The sequence below is a fragment of the Thermomicrobium sp. genome (genome assembly GCF_053493975.1).
The window spans coordinates 1-20,570 of record NZ_JBRBZA010000033.1 but is presented as its reverse complement, the minus strand read 5'-3'; the positions used below and the strand labels follow the sequence as shown (position 1 = coordinate 20,570).

Genomic DNA, 20,570 nt, shown 5'->3' with positions numbered 1-20,570 from the left:
CCGTGGTGGTGCCCCTGCGCTCCACCCCACAGTGCAGGGGAGATACCTCGAAGGATGCAGAAGCCTCAGCGAGTCGCTTGTTCGACGCGCTCTTCACTGCCAGCCCTGACGCAGCAACTCCAGCTGGCTCTCTCGCTCCAGCACGGCTGCACAAGTCTCCCACGAAACTGGCGTGATCTGATGGTAGCGAAGCGCGAAGGGATGCTTCCGGGGTACGGCATCGATGAGGTGCCGAGCCTTCTCTTCCTCGTGCAAGGCGACCGCGATCCATACATCTTCCAGTGTCTCGGGGAGCTGACCGAACATATCGTGAATCGCACGGAACCGATCCGAGAGAAGCTGGTGCACCCGATCCTCCACCGATCCCCGATAGCGCAGGTTGCAGAGAAAAACGACCGCCCGAGGCTGACCGATCCGCTGGATTCGCCCCTTACGCTGCTCGAGACGGGTCGGATTCCACGGCAGATCCACATTGATGAGTGTCCCGAGTCGCTGCAGATTGAGCCCTTCCGAGGCAGCGTCCGTCCCGACCAAAATGCGTAATTCCCCCCGCTGCACACGCTCCTTGAGTACATCCCGGCCAACGCGCGTCGCAGTTCCCTCTTGGAAGAGCTGCGACTTGCCCGAGCCAGCATACAGGCCGATCTCCTCCTCGGGAAGCTGCTCGGAGAGGCGTCGCGCGAGCCACTGCGCCGAGTCATAATATTGGCTGAAGACGATACAGCCGAGAGACCGCCACGGTCCGGTATCGTCGACACCGCGGCAGAGCAAATCGGTGACCGCTTGCAACTTTGGGTCTTCCTCCCTCGCCGCTTCCAGCAACCGGAGAAAGCGCTCGAGCAAGTCCCGCTCCCGTTCGGTGAGGGGATAGAGGAGCGAGGGGCGTTCCTCCTCCTCGTCTTCATCGGCCTGCTCACCACCTTCGAGGAGTCGCAGTGCGGTCAACCTCCCCGCCTCGATCGTGCTTCCCACCCGGCGCAGGAGGAGCGTCTTGAGAAAACCCGAATTGAGCCCAGGGCGCGATGCCACTTCCTGACAAAATTCTTCAGCAGTCTCATAGGCATCCTTGAGAATCGGCGGCAACAAGAGCGCATCATGCTCCCCTTCACCGAACAGGCGGACCCGTACCGGCGTGAGATAGGGCTCACCTGTGTTGGGGTCGATGGTCTGCTCCAAGAACTCGCGCGTTCGCCGGACAATATGTCGAACAAAGGGATTGTGGTTCCGGAAGAACTCGCGGCCGAGGCGCTCGAGCTGATGCTGCGCTGGTGGAGCGAGACGATCGAACGCTTCCGGCGGTGCCCAGCTTTCCGTCTCGTTCATCCCGAGTGACCGGCGGAGGATAGCGAAGACTGGCCCCTCGCCCGCCGGCGGCAACGGATCGCGGACCCACTCCCACACTTCCCGCACGTCGTCCGGCGGACTCGCCCGGTCGAGCACATAGTCCAGCCCCTCACGCGGGCGAGTGAGCCATCGACTGTACCGGCTTCCGAGGACGGTCTCGTTACCGCGATTGAGTGCTTCCAGCAAATCCCAGGCCTCGATCGGATCCAGTTGCACAGGTGTCGCCGTTGCGAGGAGCAGGCTCCGCGTCCGCTCGGCTACACGCTGCAGGAAGCGGAGCAAGTTATTCGGATCGGCCTTCTCGTTGCGATGCGATGGACCCAGGTTTCGGCGTCGCGCCCGGTGTGCCTCGTCGAGGATCACACACTCGTAGCGGAGGCTAGCCAGGATCTCGGCAGCCTCATCGGACTGCGTGATGAGCCCAGCCGAGACGATTCCCACCTTTCGTGGGCAACGGCGCAGTCCCTCCAGCCCATTCGCCGGATAGTCCACGCCGTTCTCGTCGATCCAACCCCGGCCTGTCCACACCGCCGAGGGCACCGCGAGCAAGTCCCACAGTTCGTCTTGCCACTGCCAGAGAAGGGGCTTGGGGACGAGCACCAGGACATTCCCACCACCCCAGAGAGCCATCAATTTGGCCGCGAGCCCGAGCTGGACCGTCTTGCCGAGCCCAACCTCGTCCGCCAGGAGGAGTCGGGCCCCACGCTCGCGATGCAGGTCGAACGCGAGCTTGACGAAGTACTTCTGGTGCGCCCACAAGCCCGTTCCCTGGCGAGCGACCGGCAGCTCCACCGCCGCAGCGGCCGGCTCCGCTCGGTACTGCTCACGCCACTCGGCGATACTCGGTACCACGATCCGGCGCGTCAGGCGCTCGATATCCCGCACCACGGCATCAGCCAGATCGACGGCACCAGCGTGGTACCAGAGCGCCTCGAACTCCTCTATCGTCCAGGAGACACCGGCTTCCGAGTCGTCAGCCCAGAGGAGTTCGTAGTTGACCTCCCACGCTTCCCGTGACTCGTTGACGCTTCCTAGAAACGCGATCTGCGAGCCATCGGCTCGCGTGATCACGCCGGCCTTCCCGTGGATGAGACCGAAATAGGCATCGGGCAAGACGCGGACCTGGAGTTGACCGCTCGCCAGAAACGTGTAGAGGCGACGCAGCCGCTCCTTCAACCGGGGTGGGAGATACTCCGGAAGTGCCTGGCACCACTCAGCGTACATCGCGGCCTTCGCCGCCCGTGCCGTCGCGACGTCCAGCGGCTGCAACGCGGAGTTGGCGACGACACGCACCCGCGCACCGGGTGCCATCCGCTCCAGCGGCTCTCCAGCTACCTCGAGGATCGAGGAACTGAAGAAACCAGCGATCCGATCGTATGCCAGTGCACCGTCCAGGGCCTCGGTGAGAAAGGCACGGAGCGGTGCGCGTCGGGAGGAATAGCGCAACAGCACCGGCAGCCTCCGTTAGAGGGTATCCGCTTCCACGACAGCCTTCAGCCGTCGCGCCGCCTGCACGTCGGGCTGCCAGTGCGCCAGGCCCACCGGTTTCGTACCGAGATACTGCAGGAGCGCGATGATTGCCTGCCGCGCCTGCCAGTAGTCGGGCACTTCCTGCCGGAGGTACTGACGCGCTGGACGCGGGTCCTGTCCAGGATCACTGGCAGTCCGGTAGATCGCGAACAGCACATGACGGAGAAGCGTGCCACCGAACCCGCCCTGCCCGATCGGTCGTAACTCACGGTTGCCGAACTCCGACGGTGTCTTGAGACGCACGCGGTTGGCAGACCGGCTCGCGAGCAGCGAACGGAACTCCCGCGCACCGTAGGTCCGGGCGAACTCCTGGTAGACCCCCTCGCGTGCTTCACCGTGGGCTTCGATCTCGATCCCCTTGAGGTACAGTCGCTCTTCCGGGCTGAGTTGCCGCCAGACGGTCCGCTCGAGCCCGTCGGGTACCAGGTAGTCAGTCGCGATCCGTACGGCCTGCTCGATGATCCGGCCGATCGGTGTGACCTCACTGCGGGTCCGGGGGCGCCGCAACTCGCGCTCGACGTCGAGATCGCCGATCGCGCTGTAGCTCGTCAGGACGCGCAGGGCAGCCGCGTAGGCGGCGAGCTGGTAGTCGGCGTCGCCGAAGTTCGGATCCTCCTTCGGGTCGAGCGCGAGCATCGTTTCCAGCTGGCGCTCGACCTCAGCCCGAATCTCCGGGTACAGATCGACCAGTTCGCCACGGCGGTCGCCTTGACGCTTCCGCAGGACGAGGAGCACCGTCCCCTGGACGTAGTTGCCGGAGCGGATCCCACTCGTGGTCTCGGTCAGCACCGTCCAGGCGGCAGTCACTTGGAGGCCTGCTGCCCACAGCACGAGGGTGAGGTCGACCCACATCTCCGGATCCTGGTGGACGAACAGGACTACCTGGTAGCCGTCCTCCGGCATGCGGCGCGCCAGGTTCCGGTAGCACTCCGCGAGCGCCAGGCGGAACGACTCCCCCTCACCCTTCACTGCGAGCGCCCGCTTGCTATCGGCGTACCAGCCGGGAAAGAGCTGGGGGAGCCGCTTCTCGTACCAGGCCAGGAAGAACTCGGAGAGTTCATGGTAGTTCACGTTGTCGCCATAACCGGGATCGGTGATCCAGATGTCGGCCTCCCAGTCCACGGTACGGGCATCGGCTGGCTGTAGGTGGTACGGGCCGGCCACCGGCGCAACAGCGAGTTGGGCGCAGAAGGCGGTTTCGAGATTGCCTATGGCACGGCAGGCATAGTCGACGAGCGTGTTCAGTGCCTGGTTGAGAAATGTCTGCTGAACGGTCTCACGACCCCTGTCCCACACACTCAGCCTGCTGTTCCAGTTCGCGACGCGGCCGAGCATCAAAAGGAGCGCTGCCGCCTCGAGCCCAGCTTCGTGGGCCGCGCGCTCGGCCAAGAGGCCGTGCAGCAGGAGCTGCCGGGGGTTGAACAGGTGGTGCCAGTGTGTCCAACCGCGCTCCCGGATCGGTTGATCCGTGTTGTAACCTGGTTCGATCCGGGCGCTCGGCAGGTAGCCCTTGTTCTGCCACTCGGCGAAGCGCGCGCGCACGAGTTCCACCACCCGCTGCTCCCGGGCCAGGTCGGCCGCAGTCGGCGCGCGGTAGAAACGTTCGCCCGTCTTGGGATCGATCCAGCGGATGCAGTAGAGTCGCTCCTGGAAGACGTCGTCCGGGCGTGGAACCAGGTCGTCGTTCTCCCACGGCCGCAGGCCGGTCCGGCCGCGGAGTTGCTCGGCGCTCGTCACTTGCCGCTGGGCCGGCGGCAGCCAGTTTCCGTCGCGGTCGACTGGACAGCGCACGCCGCTGGCCCAGGTTCCATCCTCCTCGGCCCGGCGGAGTTCGGCGTCGCTCGCTCCCTCGTGGATCTCGATGGCGAACCGCTTGGTTACCGGATCGGGCACCAATTTCGCCACCACCCGCTTCTTCTTGGAGATCACCCAGGTCGGCGCCAGCGGTACCCACCAGCCAGTCAGCGGGTCGCGCACCTCATGACAGTACAGGTAGGCATCAGCGACCCACCCCTCCTCGTTCCGCTCGATTCCCCAGGCCTCGACCTGCTGCCGCACGTCCTCGAAAACGCGACGCTGGGCCGCGGTCACGCGCTCGACGACCTCCGGCCCGCCGCCGGTGAGCGCCAGTGCGCCCCAGGTAAGCAGCACCGCGACCGGGTTCAAGTCCGAGGCATAGGCCTCGCAGCCGAGCCGGGCCGCCTCGAATGGAATGCTCCCGCCACCGCAGAAGGCGTCACCCACCCGCGGCACGTGCCCGAAGCGTCGTTCACCCAGCTGACGGACGAGGTCGGGCAGGCTGCGGGCGTTCGTGCCCAGGTGCCGGTTGATCCGCTCCCAGGCTGCCGCGCTCGGTCCATCGATCTCCTCCGGCCGGAGACAGAAGCGCAGCCGGTCGTCGTAGCCCATGCGGAGGAAGGCCCGCCTTTTGAGGTGCTCGCGGTCGGCCGCCGAGAGCCCGGGCCTCCAGCTCAACTTCCCGTGCTCGCTCACGAAGTACTCGGCGCGCTCGCGCGGGGTACAGAACGGAGCGAGGTCGGCAGGACTCGCTTGACCGGTGAACCGGCGGAGCATCCCGTCGTCGTCCATCGTCAGCGCGGCGAGGAAGACCTCGCGGTCAGCGAGCGGGTCGTCGGTGGCCGGCATCAGGAGTCCGAGCAGGATGGCCCGCACCAGGACGAGCGGCTTGCGCCCCCACCACTTGCCGAGCGGATTCAAGGTCTGGCCAGAGCCAGCCTTGCGCTCCTTGTAACACTCCTTGGAGAGCTTGCTGACCGGAAACTGCACCTCGATGAACGCAGGCGCATCGCCCTGGGCTCGCACCGTCTCGGTTGCCGGGTGTGGAGCAGCGTTCGGCCCTTCCCCCGTTTGCATCCGTCCCCTCCTCAGCTGTCACGATTCACCGAGCGGCAGGCGCGGCTGTTCGGGGCGCCGCCGCTCCCGGCGACTCCGGCGCTCCTGCGCCTCGAGCAGCGGTGCGAGCTCGCGCAGCGCCGAGGACGGCGTCCCGTCGGTGGGGTTTTCGGCGAGTGCGATCCGGATCGCCTTGCGCCAGCCGCGGTCTTTCCCGTGCTCCGGGTGCCCGGCCGTCGCGTTGATGGTCGTGTAGAGCCACCAGCGCTCCTCCGGGGCGAAGCCGCGCCAGTTCACGATGACATTGGGGATGAGCGACGGGTCGACGTCCTCGACCGCCCACATCAACAAGGCCAGCTCTTTCCCGAAGTGCGGTGCGAGCAGCGTCCGCGTCTTCCAGGTAGCCGGGCGCAGTCCAGCTCGCCGGAGACGAGCATTGAACTCGTCGGCCACCGCCGCCGCGATCCGCGACCAGCGATAGCGGTCCAGATGCACCTTCGGTTCCGGGGCAGGGAGCAGTGGCTCCTCTTCCCCTCGGTCAGACCCGTTCCAGGCGAACCACTCGACGAGCGTCACCGACTCACCTTCGTCGCTCAGCTCGAAGTGATGACCGCCCTGGCTCGGATCGAAGCCGAAATCGTAGATCTGTCGTCGGCGCGTCACTGCTGGACCTCCTCCGACCGGAGCTCTGTCCGTAAGTCGGCGACGAGATCGAGCAGCTGTTGTCCGGTCTCGGTCCAGACCTGCTCGGCATCCAGCGTGACCAGTCCGCTCGGGATATACTGGCGCAACGCTTCCAACATCTCCCGTACCTGGGACGCGGTGAACTCGGTCTGCGGGTCAGCGCTCAGCTGGAGCCAGCGCTGTTCCCGGGCAACGATCGCAGTGATACCGCGCAAGCGCGCCCCGTGCCGCTCGATCGACTCGAGGAAGCGATAGGTGTCCCCCGTGTCGTCCAGCTTGTGACGACGCCGCCAGAGCGCTGGCTTGCGCGGATCGACGGTCGGTCCAATCGGGTCAATCGGCACATCGATCTGGAGGACAGGAGAGCGCAGCCCGTCGGCGACGGCTTGCGCCAGGATCGTCCGTGTATTCGACAGGACCGGAAACGGCCCCTCATAGCGGATCCCACTGCGTTCAGGACTGGAACCGTCGAGCGTGTACCGGATCTCCCCTTCGGGGATAGCGCGGAGTTCGCACATCCGCTGCTCACCCTGCTGGTAGAAGCGATACTTAACTTCCAGGTCGTTCGTCCAGCACACCGGCTCGCCGGTCTCGTGCTCCCCTCGCGAGTCGACGGCGAGGAACCAGATGCGCAATGCCCGGGTCGTGAGCTGGTTACCCTCGAGCTTCGCCGACTGCGTGGTGGGAGGGCCGTCGAAACTATAGTAGATCGTGTCTCCGTGCAAGGGTTGGATGCGGAGGTTGGCTTCGCCGGTGTTGTGGTCGCGGAAGAGACGTTGGACCTGTACCGACGTTTTCGGCTTCGGGAACGGCCCACGCTGGATGTACCCCCCACCGATATCGCGCCAGATGTCTCGCTGGACGAGCGCATCCTTGAGGTGGTCGAGCGCCCGCGGGTGATGGAGTACCCAGCCGGCGTCCGTTGCCGCTCGCCGCTTGATCTCCGACCAGAGCACTTCCTTTTGCCCCTCCGGCCACAGGCGGCTCTCGAGGAGCTGCCGGAACCCCACCGAGTCTGGGCCAGTATCCTCACGGAACTTTCCGACCGCCTTGAGGGCTTCCACGATTTGCTGTTCTCCCTCGTAACGGTTCGCGACGTACCGCGGGTCGAGCTCGACCTGAACGAGCCCGGTCCGGTGCGGGTAGTAGAGGATCTGAAAGGTTTCGCGGCAAGCCAGGTAGAACGCGCTCTCCTCTCGCTCGGCGATCTTGCGCGCCTCGATGAACTGCGGATCGGTCTCCGGAAGATTCTGCTGCTTGAACTCCTGCAGGATCTGCCGGATGGCTCGGAGATAGGCCGCGCGCTCGATCACGCGCTCGTAACCGGAGGGCGTCCCCGTGAGGAAGAGGACTCGATTCTTGTATTGCTGGTTTTCCCACCAGCGTCGTACCTCGTCCAGAGCTGTCGGCAGTGGTCGGAAGACGATCAGCGTCACCCGTTCCGGACTCAGCTGAATCTGATCGAGCGCTGGCAACGGTTCCACGACCTGGTAACAGTTGCCGACCTTCGGCGCGAACATCTCGCAGATGCGGTCCCGGAGCTCGAGTTCGCGTTCGTCGCGTAGTCCGCTCGCGTAACTTTCGAGTTTCGCGTTCAGGTTCTCGACGTTCTTGAAGAGCAGCTTCCCAGCTGCCGTCGGATGGAGATACCAGGCACGCTGCTGGAGACGATCCAGAGCCTCTCGCACCTGCGTAAGGTCACGACCCGGTTCGGCCAGATAGCCGAAGATCTCCGACCGATCTAACCCGAGGACCGGATTGACTGCCAGCGACAACGAGGACAGGAAAATCAACGTTGCCGCATCACGAGCACTGCTCCCACCGAGTTCAGCGTCGATCTGTTGGGCAACCGCGCCACCCCGCTCATCGACAATGTCGTGGGCGATCGCGTTCTCGAGTGCGGCATTGATCTGCCGGATCTCACTGATCATGTCCGAGCGGCTGAGGTCGACGTCATCAGCCCTGATCAGAAACTTGTAATGCGCGGCGCCCGCCGACCACAACTGCGCGACGACAATCCGCATGATGCGAATCAGCGCGCGTGTTTGCTGAAAGCCAGGGTTCTCGCGAAAGCGGGCGAAAAGGTCGCGGATCCCCGGATGGAAGGGGTACGAAGACAGGATCTCGCTCCGCACGGCCTGTGGCGAGAACGCCGTCAAGTCGAGCACGCGCGCCTGCTCGAGTGCCTGGGCGTAGGCGTCTGCAACCTCGCTGATCTCCGCATCCGCGGGAAGGGCCTTGAAGAGTCGTTGTCTCAGGATCGCGTACAACTCGGCCGTATTCAAGCGAACGGGATCGATCCGCGTTGCAGTGCGGTTCGCTTCCAGCTCCAGATTGCGGAGCGCCTCCGAGATTGCCGTGCTCCCCGCCTCGTAGGCCTGGGCACGCAGGTCGGTGAGGACGACACAGACGTTCGGGAGTTTTCCGCTCGCGACGGCGACCAGGAGATTGGCGAGAGCGACGGTAGTCAGGTGGTCGAGCGTCGTTTGCCCGACTTGAATCGCTCGCGCAGCCTGGAAATAGGGCGGCAACTCGTCCAGGAGCAGGAGAACCGGATCACCCCGCAAGAGTTCGACCCAGTTTTCCACACCCGGTGCCCGGAGCGGACTGTAGAAGTCGCGCAACACCTCCCGCCGGTTCAGTCGTTCAGCGATCTCGCCCCAGATACCGTAGGGGGTATTCGTCTTCCGTCCGCTGAAGGCAACCACCCGGACCGACCCGAGCGGTCCTGGTCGATAGAAGGAGCCCATGACCGGCTCCCGCCACTTGGGATACTTGGCGAGGAGCCCAAGTGCCAGCAGGTTATGCGTCTTGCCACCACCCATGGACTGCGAGAGCAAGAAGATACCGGAAGCGTTCTCGGTCCGCCCCTCCAGACGCTTGAAGGCCTCGCTGAGCAGTTGCCGCATCCCCTCAGTCACATAGTTCTCGGCGAAGAAGCGCTCCGGGTCGAGTTGGTCCAGCTCGTCGATGTCATGGACCGTGTCACGAACGTTTGGATCGAACACCCATTCGCGTGGAATACACAGCTCAGCGAGCGTCTTGGCCATCGTTCGCCCTACCCCACCATCGCTGCAGCCTTGTAAGACACCACCGAACAGGACCTATCGGTAGTAGAGATAGGATAAACCGGATCCGGGGCGGGCGCGAGGTCGGAGGGAACCCTGTCCACGCAGCGCGTTTCTGCCGTTCCAGCGGCGCACGTGACTGATCGTTGACCATTCAGAGCGCTTTATCCCCACGCAATGTGCCGCCTCAGCTCGTTCTCGATCGAACGTAGTCCTTCCGTACTAAACACGACGCTGATGCGGGCTGCCGCAACGCGGCCCGCTCGAGTGCGGGGTAGTCATGCGTGTGTGCAGCACACGGCAGCAGATCAGCAGCGTGCCAGCTGGGTGTATCGTTGACGGTAGAAGAGATTATCCGGTAGACTCTGGGAGGGGGTGTACGTACACATTGCGAAGCAACCGACCATCTCAAACGCTCTCGACCAGGAGGTACCGCATGAACATGTTCGAATTGGTCGCTGCGTTTATGACTGCCGCCGCGACAACGATCACGGCTGTCCTCACGGCATTGCGCTACCGGCACGAACGCGCCCTGGAGCGACGGGCGTTCGTGCAGGCGAAGCTCGTCGAGTATCCGGAAGTTTCCGGGTTGTCCCGGCGAGGCGACCCCTATCGCATCGAGCTGCACAACGCGAGGCAGGCGAAGGCCGAGAACATCCGTCTGCTCCTCGACGGCGAAAAGGTGAAGGCACGTCAGGCCGTCGGATCGATGAAGATAACTTCCCTTATTCCTCATGCATTGGAACCGGGTCAGACTGCACAGCTTCGGTTGGCTCTCGACCTCGGTGGCCCACAACCGACAAAGTTCACTGTAGCATGGGACGACCCCGCAGGCCGTCATCACTCCTCGAGCCTGGACTTGTCCTTTTGATGGATCGTCGGAGTGCAACGCCATGAAGTCAACCTGTGAGCCCATCACACATCTCGCCTTCACCGACGAATCGCACTGGAACACCGGTCGCTACCGAGCGATTGGTCTCGTCACACTGGTAGCGCAGTGGCAGGCAGACATCGAGCGGGTCATCCGGGAGATCCTCTCCGACCAAGGGATCACGGGAGAGCTGAAATGGTCAAAGATTGACCGCGACCAGGATCGCGATGCGGTGCTCGACCTCCTCTGCACGGCTCTCCGCCTGATCGCTCAGGATCAGCTTCGTGTCGATGTGCTGATCTGGGATATCGAGGATTCCCGCCACAAAGTGCGACGACGCGACGATCTCAACAACCTGCAGCGACTGCTGTACCGTATCTGCATGGTCGTCCTGACCCAACGCTGACCGGCCGAAGCGTGCTGGGCGATCTATCCGGACCAGCAGGACGGAGTCGACTGGCAAGCCCTGCACCGCATGCTTCGCCGCGGTATCGCTCGCTGGTATCGGCAGCGGCCAGGGCAACTGCTCGGGCCAGTAACCCGCCTGCGTATCGCCGAGCTCAGGCCTGTCTCGTCGGCTGACACGCCGATCTCGATACTCGCCGACCTCTTCGCTGGACTGGCAACATTCGCGTACGAGCAGTGGTCGGCCTTTCGAGACTGGCAGAAGGAACAGCGGGGACAGATCAGGCTGCCCTTGGCAACGGAGAGCGATCCAGCCTCACAGACATCGAAGCGAACACTCCTGCGCTTCGCCATTCTGGATGCTGTGCTCGCGGCATGTTCCAAGCACCGCCTGGACGCCTCTCTGGATACCAGCGGAGGACTGCGCACGAAGGATCCGGCATGTCGACTGAACTTCTGGCTCTACACACCCCAAGGTGCCTACGACAGAGCACCGGTGAAACCGAAGCGACAGACAGGAGACGGATCGCATCTGCACTGAGCTGGACAGCGAACTCCCGCTACTCCAGCCCCTCACCGATCACGAGCCAACCGAACCGGAATAGCCGTTGCACACGCGGACACACGACCCGCAACCGGGGGAGGGGGTCAGTTGCCCCTCTCCTCGCTACAGCACGCGCCGCGCCCGGAGCATCGTCGGGTCGTAACCGCGCCAGACCGGCACGCCGCAGTAGCGCTCGCCTTCCGGGCAAGGCGGATGGATCCCGGCGCGGTCACGCAGGACGCAGGGCGGCTGCATCACGAAGCGCCCGATCCGCGGCAACGCGCGCGCCACTTGCTCGGTCTCCTGCCGGGCCGTCTCCCAGATCTCCCGCTGCGCGTCGAAGCAGAGCCGCTTGACCCACTTCCAGAAGTAGGTGAGGAGCGTCCCCGATTCGTAGAACCGCACGTGATGCGCGTTGGGAAGGAGATAGAGCGCGTACTCCGGCGCCACGCCAGCGTCGAGCAACCGGTTCTTCGTCTCCCAAAGCACTCGGATCGTCGCCCAGTACTCCTCCAGCGCTGCCGGCACCCGCGCGATGTCCTCCGGCACGATCACGTCCGGCTCCGGACGCAGATGCGCCAGCAGGATCGGGCCGGAACTCAGCGTCCCGCGGTGCCGCTGGTTCTGCGCGTCCTCCGCCCCGCTGATCCGCTTCTGGAAGGTGAAGGAGACGTGGTTGAGCGTCTGCATCAGCTTGGAATGCATCGCTAGGTACAGCGGGTGCCCTAGATAGTGGTTGCGCGCCGGGTCGAGCACCAGCGCGATGGCGGTGTCGTCGTCGAGCTCGCTCTCGGCACGGCCGAGCACGGTCCGCACCGCATCAGCGAGCAGACGCTCGGCATCGGGCGTGTAGGCCACGAGCCGCGAGTGAGAGGGCCCGAGCGCCGCGTCGAACTCGCGGAAGAACGCCTCGCTCGCGCTCCGCTCGACGGCGTCCGCGAACTTCCGGAGCGCCCGATACTCCAGCGTGTCCTCGAGCGCCAGCACCTGCGGATCGAGCGGATGCCCCGGCGCACCGAGAAAGTTGGGATCGACCGCCAGCACCTCCTCGACCATCCGGTTGACGACGTAGCGCACCTCGCGCGGGACGTCGAGCTGGTTGGCGAGCGCGTAATAGCGGAGCAGCGTGAGCCCGTTGATCGTATGGTAGAGATGCGCCGGTGTCGCCAGCGGCAGAACGTAGCGGGCCACCTCTTGCGCCCGGCGCTGGATCGCCGTCTGGACGCGTTGCTGCACGTCCGGCCGTTGACTGCGTATCCTTGCCGGGAACACCTCGGCATAGCGCCGCGCGATATCGGGCGTCAGGAGCTCGACGAGCCGGCGGTAGCCACTGAGCGCTCGCTCCATCGCCGCTCGGTAGAGCGCGGCCAACGGTTCGGGGAGTTCCGGCGTGACCATCGTCGCGCCGGTCACCTCGCGGTAGCGCTGCGAGACCTGCTCCGAGTTGTAGAAGGGATGATGGTGGAAGAACGACCAGATCGCCAGGCGGGAGACGCCATCCAAGACGAAGACGAAGTGCGCATGCTGGAAGGTCGTGTGATGGCCGGCCGCAAAGAGGTCAGGATAGAGCGCAGCAGCCCGCTCGCGCCGCGCTGCCTTGGCCGCCTCCCCGTTGCCGCTGAAGAGTTCGACCACGCGCTCGACGCTCGCCGGCCGCGCGCCGTAACACGACCAGGCAGCCGCGATCGTCAGGGCGAAGGGGTGCGCCGCCGACTCGCTCCGCACCAGTCGCACCGTCGGTGGCGGTGACCGGAACGGAAACTCGACCGCCAGCGACTCCACCCACCGCGTCGCCATCGCCGCCCCTCCTCTCGACCACCACGAGTGTACGCCGCGCGCTTTCGAAGCCTACCATGAGTGTACGTACACCGCAAGGGGTGTCCGGACAGGCACCGCTCACGCGACCGCACTCCTCCGGCGTTTCCTGGTGCAACCAGCAGTAAGATGGAAGGGACCGGCCGAGGTGGCGAGGGTGCGTCGATACCGCGCGAGGGCGGGAAAAGGAGGAGAGGCACTCGATCATGCGTGAACGACAGGAACCGCTCGTCGAAGCGGTCACACCGTTGCAGGAACTGGCCCAGCGCGTACCCCAGCTCGAGGGTGTCCCGACCGGAGTACCGGGCCTCGACGAACTCTTCTTCGTCACCGAGTGGCGCGAGGGGAAGGCCGTGCGGCGTGTCCTGGGCGGTATCCCACGCTACGCGGTCCTCCAGGTCACGGGGGTATCCGATACCGGCAAGAGTCTCATGGTCGAGCAGTTCGCGGTGGAGCGAGCCCGGCGGGGTGAGCCCTGCATCTTCCTCACGACCGAGGCACCAGGGCCGTTCGTCGCTGGCAGTCTCCAGCTCCGCGCGCAGGCGATGGGGGTACCCCGCGAGGCGATCGACCGCGCCATCATTCTGATCGACGCGGCCACGCACACCAGCTTGGCGCACGATCTGGGAACGCTCCTGAGCACGCTCGCCTTCGCCATCCGCACCTACCATGCCCAGGCCGTGGTCATCGATTCGCTCACCGGCTTCTACGAGGCACGCGAGATGCAGGCACGCGAAATCGTGCGCCCTCTGTACCTCTTTCTCAAGAAATGGCACCAGACCGCACTGGCGGTCTCCCAAAAGCGGAGTGGACACGAACTCCTCACCGCCGAAGCTGCTGGCGGATTCGCCGTCGGTCACATCCTCGATGGCTCGCTCGTCCTCGCCAAGCAACCTGTTTTGTCCTACCAACAGGCGAAACTGTACCGGACACCGATCGGCGAGACGGTCCGGCTCTTCCGGATCGATGGTTGCCGAATGAGCGGCCACGATACGGCCACGCACCTACTCGAGATCACCCCGGAAGGACTGGTGCGGATCGGACCGCGGCTGAGCGACCTCGCGCGCAGTGCAGCTGTCCGCACCGGAGAGGAGGAGGTGGAATGACACCGATCGAGGTCACGCCGCAGCCACCGGACATCGATCAGCGCGCGCTCCGCGTCTTCCTCAAAGCCATCGAGCTCGTCGGCGGACCACGTCAGCTCGTCGAGTTGCGTCGGCTCACCTGGTTACCCAGTCTGATGGAAGCAGCCTACGCGGTGGTCCTCGCCGAAGAGCATCACTGGCCAGCCGAAGAGATCGCCCGGTTCCTCGGTGTCTCCAGCGCGGCGGTGCGCCATCTCCTGCGCGCTCCCGAGGCAGCCGTGCTGGAGCGCCTCCGCGGCGAGGAACCCAGCGAGCACAACGTCCACATCGCCGGTGGACTGGCCAAACTCGCCCTGGAGGCCCTCCGCCGCGAGGAGGAAAGCGGAACGCTCCAGCCGTGATCGAGCCAACTCGGCAACGAGCAGCACAGCGGCGACGTCGGCGGGGCGACAGCGTCGATCGCCCTTCCTGGCGCCTGGCTTCCTCGCGAGCGGGTCTGGCCGAGCGACCGTTCCGGCACGGTCGTCTCGATCCGGCCCGGAAGTCCTGGGTACCGAGGACGATCTTCCCTCTTTGCAGGCAGCGACCGGAGTGCTATGCTCAGGCAGACCAGGCCGACGCGCCGATCGACGCGACGGGACGGTGCGGATGACGAGCGAAATCGAAACCTGGGACGGCCTACCACCGGACGAGGACCTCGGCTGGCTGATCGAGCCACCCTTGTACTGGATCGTCGAGCATACCGAGCCGCTCCCGCCGATTCCCGGTTTGACCTATCTGGCGACCAATCGCTACGCCGATTGCGCCGCTGACCAGACGCTCGTCGCCACTCCTGACGAGCCGGAGCTGATCGAGCTCCTGCGCGGTGCGCCCGGTGTCCAGGCGATCGAGCCCGGTTACTTCCGCTACTTCTTCCAGGGCGACTCGGTGATCGCTGTGGTCAACAGCGCCGCCATCACCTGGTTCGACTCGGTCGACGAGGCACTGCGCTGGGATCCCTTCGCTGAGTCCGGCAGCTCGTTCCCGCCCGGCCCCTCCTGTTGAGACGATGCCTGCCCCGAACGCACTGACAGTCTTCACGGTGACGCTCCTCTTCGCTGGTGAGCACTGCCTGCTTCTCCACCGCCATGCCTGGCGCCACCGCTTCCCCGACCAGTGGACCGGCCTCGGAGGGCGCGTCGAGCCGGCCGAGCTGGCTGACTTGGCGAGCGCCGCTCGGCGAGAGCTCGCCGAAGAGATCGGAGTTCCGCCCCACGACCTGCCTCCACTCGTCCTGCGCCGCGTCCTCCTGCAGCACCGTCCGGGAGACGCCGAACTGGAACTGCTCCTCTATTTCACCGGCGAACTCGCCGGCCCCCTCGCACTCCCGCCGAGTCGCGAAGGAACGCTCCACTGGGTCGCGCCTGCCGATCTTGCGACGCTCCCGCTGGTCGACAACGCGCGTCTGGTCTTGCCCCACCTCGTCGCCGATCGCGCCCGCGATCCAACCGGCAGCGAGCCGGTCAAGCTGGGCATCGCCCGCTGCGATGAGGAGGGGCGCGTCGTCGCCGTCACCTGGGCCTGATCGGCCAGTCCTCACCGCAGGATCCCCGGGTGTCCACTGCGCATCATCGCGTGCCGCCGCCGACTGCACCCGCCGCCCCGCCCGACCCCTGCCGGGCCGCTCGGGCCATCAGGACACATCGGCCAGGCCAAACCGGACGCGTGCGGCCGGCCTCGAGTCGCCGCTCGCCAGGAACGTAGCCCTCCCGAGCCCGTTTCCCCCCGCGCCGCGAGCACCTCCCAACTCGGCATCCCGCCGCACCGCCCGGCCCCGCTGCCGTCAGCGCGGACCGGTCCAGCATTCCCGCTCGCTCGATCCTGGCACCGAGCGTGCCGCCGGGTGCGACCGATCGCCACCCGCCGAAAAGACCTGGGCTCCCGCTCGCGCGGAAGCCCAGGTTCCGGACGGGGCGATCTCCGGCTCGCTAACCGTCATCCCTCGCGGCGCTTCAGCTGCTCGACCACTGGCTTGGCCTCGCGCTCGAGCGTCTTGGCCACCTCAGCGAAGACACCGGCCGGATCCTCCTGCTGCACGGTCACTCGCTCCAGTCCCTTGCCGATGATCTGGTCGCCGTTCGGGATCCAGACGCGTGCTGCATCCTGTTGCCGTGTCTTGGGCAGCTGCTCGACCGCGGTCTTGAAATTCGGGTTCTCCTTGTAGAAGTTCTGCATCTCCTGGCTGGCGGTCGCCGATTTGCGGACCGGCATGTAACCCGTGTTCTGCGACCACCACATGGTGTTCTCCGGGTCAGTCGCGAAGGCCAGATACTTGAAGGCTGCTTCCTGGATCTCCTTGGGCTTGTTCTTGAGGATCGCCAGGCCAGATCCACCGGTGCAGCAGCCGAACCCCTTCGGTCCCTCCGGCAAGAAGGCCGTCCCGACCGGGAACGTAGCCGTCTTGAGGATGCCGCGCAGCGAGGCAGTCGAGGCCATCATGGCTGCTGCTGCACCGTTCGTGAAGTCAGCCACGATGTCCTTGGTCGGCACCGCCCAGCCGTCTCGCACGGACGCGAGGTAGAGCCGCCCTGCTTCGACCGCCGGATCCTCCTGGATGCGGATGGTGAAGTCCGGGTCGGAGTACCGTCCGCCGTGCTGCCAGACCACCGGCTGGAAGAGCCAGGCGATGTACGACGCCGCGCTCGGGTGGGCGAAGGCGTAGCGCGTCGTCTTGTCTCCTTCTTTCTTGACCAACTTGGGTACCCACTCGAGGAACTCGGCCCAGGTCCCGGGGCCCCGATCGGGCAGCCCGGCCTCTTGCCAGACCTGCTTGTTGTAGTAGAAGAGCGGCGTCGAGCGGGCGAACGGCACCCAGTAGATGACTCCCTTGCGCGTCCCTTCCTCGATCAGCGGATCGACGTAGTCCTTGGTATCGATCCCGTTGGCAGCGAAGAGGTCATTGAGCGGGAGCAGCACGTCGTTGAGATAGAACTTGAACCACCACACGTCGGAGAGCAAGACGATGTCCGGCGTGGTCCCAGCCGCGAGCGCTTGGGTCAGCTTCTGCGCCGTTTCCTCGTAGTTCCCTTGGTACTGGTAATCGACGACCACGTCCTTCTGGGACTCGTTGAACCGCTTGACCATCCCCTGCTCGGCTTCACCCAAGTTTCCGCTGAACGAGCCCCAGTAGACGACTTTCACCGTCGAGCCGGGCGACGTCACCACTGCGGGCGCCGTCGGGCTCGCCGCCGCTGCCGCGGGGGTGGGACTCGGCTGGGCGGTGGTGCCTGCCGCCGGGGCTGGCGTCGGCGTCGCCTCCGTCCCGCCACACGCTGCGAGCAAGGCCGCGCTCGAAAGCTCGCCGAGGGCAACGAGCAGTCGTCGTCGAGTCAAGCTCTTGTGCATCGCGTTCCTCCTCCGTACTCTTTCCGACCTCGCCGACTCGTCGAACCGATCGCTCCGCGCGTCATCCCTTCAGCGCACCACCTCCGATTCCCTTGACGATCCAGCGCTGGGCCACCACGTAGACGACGAGCATCGGTACCAGCGCCATGACCGTGCCGGCCAAGATGGGACCCCAGTTCTGCACACCCTCGACCTGGTAGAGATAGGCCACGCCGACCGGCACCGTGCGCCACTCTAGGCGGTTGGTCACGACCAGCGGCCAGAGGAAGTCGTTCCAGTGCGCCACCAGGTAGATCACCAGAAAGGTCACGATCACCGGCTGCGAGAGCGGCACCACGACGTGCCGCAGGAGCCCGAGATGACCGCAGCCGTCCAGCCGCGCCGCATCGAGGAGATCGCGCGGCAGAGTCAGGAAGTGCTGCCGGAACAGGAACACGCCGAAGGCGACAGCAGCGACCGGGATGATCAGCCCCTGATAGGTGTTGATCCACTTTAGACGCGCCACCGTGAGATAGTTGGGGAGCAGCGTCACGGTTCCGGGGACGAGCAGCGCCGCGATCACCACGGCGAAGACCAACCCCTTTCCCCGCGCGCGCACGAAGACGAGCGCGTAGGCTGAGAGGAGCGCGAACAGGAGCTCGAGCGCCACTGCTCCGAGCGTGGTCACGATGCTGTTGACGAAGAAGCGTCCGAAGGGAACGGCCTGCCACGCCTCGACGAAGTTCCCCCATTGCGGCTCGCGTGGTATCCAGACCGGTGGAAAGGTGTAGATCTCTTGGTTCGTCTTGAGCGCACCGGTCGCCACCCAATAGAGCGGCAACCCCATGATCACCACCACCAAACCGACCAGCAGGCCACGCAGGCCGGTCGCCATCGCTCGTCGCCAGTTGCGCCGCTTAGTCATAGGAGACCCTCCGCTCGCCGAGCCGCACCTGCAACCAGCTGATCACCGCCAAGAGGGCGAACAGCACCACCGCGGCGGCCGCTGCCCGCCCGGCATTGAAGGCGACGAACCCCTGCTCCCAGATGTAGTAGAGGAGCGTCGTGGTCGCGTTGACCGGCCCACCATCGGTCAGGACGCGGATCAGGTCGAAAGCCTGGAACGAGGCGATCGTCGAGACGACCAGCAGAAAGAGCGTGATCGGCCCCAATTGCGGCAGTGTGATGGAGCGGAACCGCTGCCACGCCCCTGCCCCGTCGATCGTCGCCGCCTCGTACAGCTCTTGGGGAATCCGCTGCAAGCCGGCCAGGTAGACGATCGTGCTGAAGCCGACGTTCTTCCAGACGTAGACCAGGATGACGGCGACCATGGCCAACTGCGGGTGATTGAGCCAGTCCGGGGAGATCGTCCCCAACCAGCTCGCCACCTGGGCGACCAGGCCGAAGCGCGGGTTGAGCATGTTGACCCAAAAGACGGCGACCGCCGCGCCGCTCAAGACGTACGGCGCGAAGACGACGCCGCGCGCCAGCGCCAGCCCGCGCAGCGGCTGATCGAGCAAGAGGGCGAACGCCAACCCGAGCAGCATCGTCCCGCCTACCGTGCCCAGCGTGAACACGACCGTATTGCGCACGACTTCGCGGAACTCGCTGTCTTCGAGCAGGAACCGGTAGTTCTCCAGGCCGACGAAGATCTTGACCGGACTGATCAGGTCCCACTTCATCAGGCTCAGGTAGGCGTTGTAGACGAGCGGCCAGTAGGTGAAGACACCCAGCAGGATCAAGTTGGGCGCGACGAGCAGCCAAAAGAGCGGCCACTCGCCGAGCGCCTGGCGCAGCCGCTCCAGTCGCGCTCCGGTCAAGGGCCGTACCTGCGTCGCTGTCTCGGTCCGTTCCAGCACCTTCATCGCTCGCTCCTGACCGTCCCCCGCTTCCGGTCCGCGGGATTGATACGACATAGTCCCCCCAGGTATGTTGCAATTCGGTTACCGATCGGCGCTCTGCCGACCATGCACGCGCGTATCGCAATCGTTCGGTCACGAATCGCTCGTGAGTGTGCGAGAAAATGATAGCGAACAGGGGGAAACTGGGAGGAAAGGAGCGACCACGATGCAGAGCAGCGAACTGCGACACGAAATCTTCCGGAACCGGTCGACCCGCCCGTGGGTCATCGCCCACCGGGGAGCCTCCGGCTTGGCACCGGAGAACACGCTGACCGCCTTCGTCTTGGCCGTCGAGCAAGGGGCGGATGGGATCGAGTGCGATCTCCGCCTCACCCGCGATGGGCACATCGTCGTCTGCCACGATGCCTCGCTCCAGCGCACCACCAACGGGCACGGCCTGATCCACGAGCACACGCTGGCCGAGCTGCGCCTGCTCGACGCTGGCTACGCCTTCACCACCGATCGCGGGGCGACGTACCCCTTCCGGGGTCTCGGGCTGCGCATCCCGACCTTCGAGGAAGTGCTCGCCGCTCTGCCGAGCCACGTCGTGGTCAACGCCGAGATCAAGTCGGCGCCGTGGGATCCCGCCGACCGTCAGCGCGGGCAGGTGATCGCCGAGCGCGTCGTCGCCTTGGTACGCCAGCGCCCCGACCTCCGCACGCGTCTCCTCGTCTCCTCCTTCGATAGCGCCGTGCTCGACACCGTCCGCCGCCTCGACCCCGAATTGGCAGTGGCCCTGTGCACCCTGCCGCTCGCTCCCTTGCCCGAGCAGCTGCGCAGCACGCTCGACCGCGGGTACGACGCCTTCCACCCGATGGACGTCGGCTTCGACGAGCACGGCGCTGCGGTCATCGCCACCGCGCACCAGGCCGGCGTGCCGGTGAACGTCTGGACAGTCGATGTCCCTGACCGGGCAGTGGAGCTGGTCGTGCTCGGCGTCGACGGGATCATCACCGATTATCCGGAGGCGACCCGCCGCGCCCTCGAGCGCGCCGTCGGCGCTACGGCTGCGCGCCCCGTCACCCCCTGAGCGGCGGACGCGTCCCCAGCACGACACCGAGAGGCCCGGTGGACGCTCGGCCAATCCGCCCGCGCGTCCCGCTCCTC

The 20,570-nt window shown here is 65.5% G+C and carries 15 protein-coding genes; 7 read left to right on the top strand and 8 right to left on the bottom strand.

Annotated elements, in window-relative coordinates:
* Positions 1–93 precede the first annotated feature (93 nt).
* Genes ACWIVK_RS06245 through ACWIVK_RS06230 form a run of 4 tightly spaced genes read right to left on the bottom strand, consistent with a single transcriptional unit; the run spans position 94 to position 9,461 of the window.
* Complete coding sequence (locus ACWIVK_RS06245; RefSeq protein WP_448575732.1) at positions 94–2,796, bottom strand: phospholipase D-like domain-containing anti-phage protein; 2,703 nt, start codon at positions 2,794–2,796, stop codon at positions 94–96.
* A gap of 12 nt (positions 2,797–2,808) precedes the next feature.
* Complete coding sequence (locus ACWIVK_RS06240) at positions 2,809–5,748, bottom strand: anti-phage-associated DUF1156 domain-containing protein (protein WP_448575731.1); 2,940 nt, start codon at positions 5,746–5,748, stop codon at positions 2,809–2,811.
* 18 nt (positions 5,749–5,766) lie between these two features.
* Positions 5,767–6,390 carry a DUF3780 domain-containing protein gene (locus ACWIVK_RS06235; RefSeq protein WP_448575729.1) on the bottom strand — a complete coding sequence of 208 codons (624 nt, stop codon included), beginning with the start codon at positions 6,388–6,390 and terminating at the stop codon, positions 5,767–5,769.
* The gene (locus ACWIVK_RS06230) at positions 6,387–9,461 is read right to left on the bottom strand and encodes a DUF499 domain-containing protein (protein WP_448575728.1); all 3,075 of its coding nucleotides are present in this window, start codon (positions 9,459–9,461) and stop codon (positions 6,387–6,389) included. The genes ACWIVK_RS06235 and ACWIVK_RS06230 overlap by 4 nt, the downstream gene beginning before the upstream one ends.
* 454 nt (positions 9,462–9,915) lie before the next feature.
* Between ACWIVK_RS06230 and ACWIVK_RS06225 the strand changes: the two genes are divergently transcribed.
* Positions 9,916–10,350 carry a hypothetical protein gene (locus ACWIVK_RS06225; RefSeq protein WP_448575726.1) on the top strand — a complete coding sequence of 145 codons (435 nt, stop codon included), beginning with the start codon at positions 9,916–9,918 and terminating at the stop codon, positions 10,348–10,350.
* Positions 10,351–10,372: 22 nt separating this feature from the next.
* Positions 10,373–10,756, top strand: coding sequence for a hypothetical protein (locus ACWIVK_RS06220; protein WP_448575724.1), 384 nt, complete (start codon positions 10,373–10,375; stop codon positions 10,754–10,756).
* 666 nt (positions 10,757–11,422) lie between these two features.
* Here ACWIVK_RS06220 and ACWIVK_RS06215 read toward each other — a convergent pair.
* Complete coding sequence (locus tag ACWIVK_RS06215; protein WP_448575722.1) at positions 11,423–13,096, bottom strand: FAD-dependent thymidylate synthase; 1,674 nt, start codon at positions 13,094–13,096, stop codon at positions 11,423–11,425.
* A 224-nt stretch (positions 13,097–13,320) separates the two neighbouring features.
* On the opposite strand from ACWIVK_RS06215, the gene ACWIVK_RS06210 reads away from it, so the two are divergent.
* The 4 genes from ACWIVK_RS06210 (at position 13,321) to ACWIVK_RS06195 (ending at position 15,763) form a co-directional block, all read left to right on the top strand.
* Positions 13,321–14,220, top strand: a complete 900-nt coding sequence (locus tag ACWIVK_RS06210; protein WP_448575720.1) for a KaiC domain-containing protein — start codon at positions 13,321–13,323, stop codon at positions 14,218–14,220.
* Entirely contained in the window at positions 14,217–14,600 is a 384-nt protein-coding gene (locus ACWIVK_RS06205) for a regulator (RefSeq protein WP_448575718.1), read from the top strand. Before ACWIVK_RS06210 ends, ACWIVK_RS06205 begins: the two co-directional genes overlap by 4 nt.
* Before the next feature lie 247 nt (positions 14,601–14,847).
* Positions 14,848–15,243 (top strand): hypothetical protein, encoded by a 396-nt coding sequence (locus ACWIVK_RS06200; RefSeq protein ID WP_448575717.1) that lies wholly within the window; start codon positions 14,848–14,850, stop codon positions 15,241–15,243.
* A gap of 4 nt (positions 15,244–15,247) precedes the next feature.
* Entirely contained in the window at positions 15,248–15,763 is a 516-nt protein-coding gene (locus ACWIVK_RS06195; RefSeq protein ID WP_448575716.1) for an NUDIX domain-containing protein, read from the top strand.
* A gap of 410 nt (positions 15,764–16,173) precedes the next feature.
* Here ACWIVK_RS06195 and ACWIVK_RS06190 read toward each other — a convergent pair whose 3' ends face one another.
* From ACWIVK_RS06190 to ACWIVK_RS06180, 3 genes are all read right to left on the bottom strand, one after another.
* Positions 16,174–17,583: an ABC transporter substrate-binding protein gene (locus ACWIVK_RS06190; protein ID WP_448575715.1), complete on the bottom strand. Its 1,410-nt coding sequence runs from the start codon at positions 17,581–17,583 to the stop codon at positions 16,174–16,176.
* A 61-nt stretch (positions 17,584–17,644) separates the two neighbouring features.
* Entirely contained in the window at positions 17,645–18,487 is an 843-nt protein-coding gene (locus ACWIVK_RS06185) for a carbohydrate ABC transporter permease (protein ID WP_448575714.1), read from the bottom strand.
* Positions 18,480–19,427 (bottom strand): carbohydrate ABC transporter permease, encoded by a 948-nt coding sequence (locus tag ACWIVK_RS06180; protein ID WP_448575712.1) that lies wholly within the window; start codon positions 19,425–19,427, stop codon positions 18,480–18,482. The genes ACWIVK_RS06185 and ACWIVK_RS06180 overlap by 8 nt, the downstream gene beginning before the upstream one ends.
* A gap of 202 nt (positions 19,428–19,629) precedes the next feature.
* On the opposite strand from ACWIVK_RS06180, the gene ACWIVK_RS06175 reads away from it, so the two are divergent.
* The gene (locus ACWIVK_RS06175) at positions 19,630–20,493 is read left to right on the top strand and encodes a glycerophosphodiester phosphodiesterase (RefSeq protein ID WP_448575711.1); all 864 of its coding nucleotides are present in this window, start codon (positions 19,630–19,632) and stop codon (positions 20,491–20,493) included.
* Positions 20,494–20,570 lie beyond the last annotated feature (77 nt).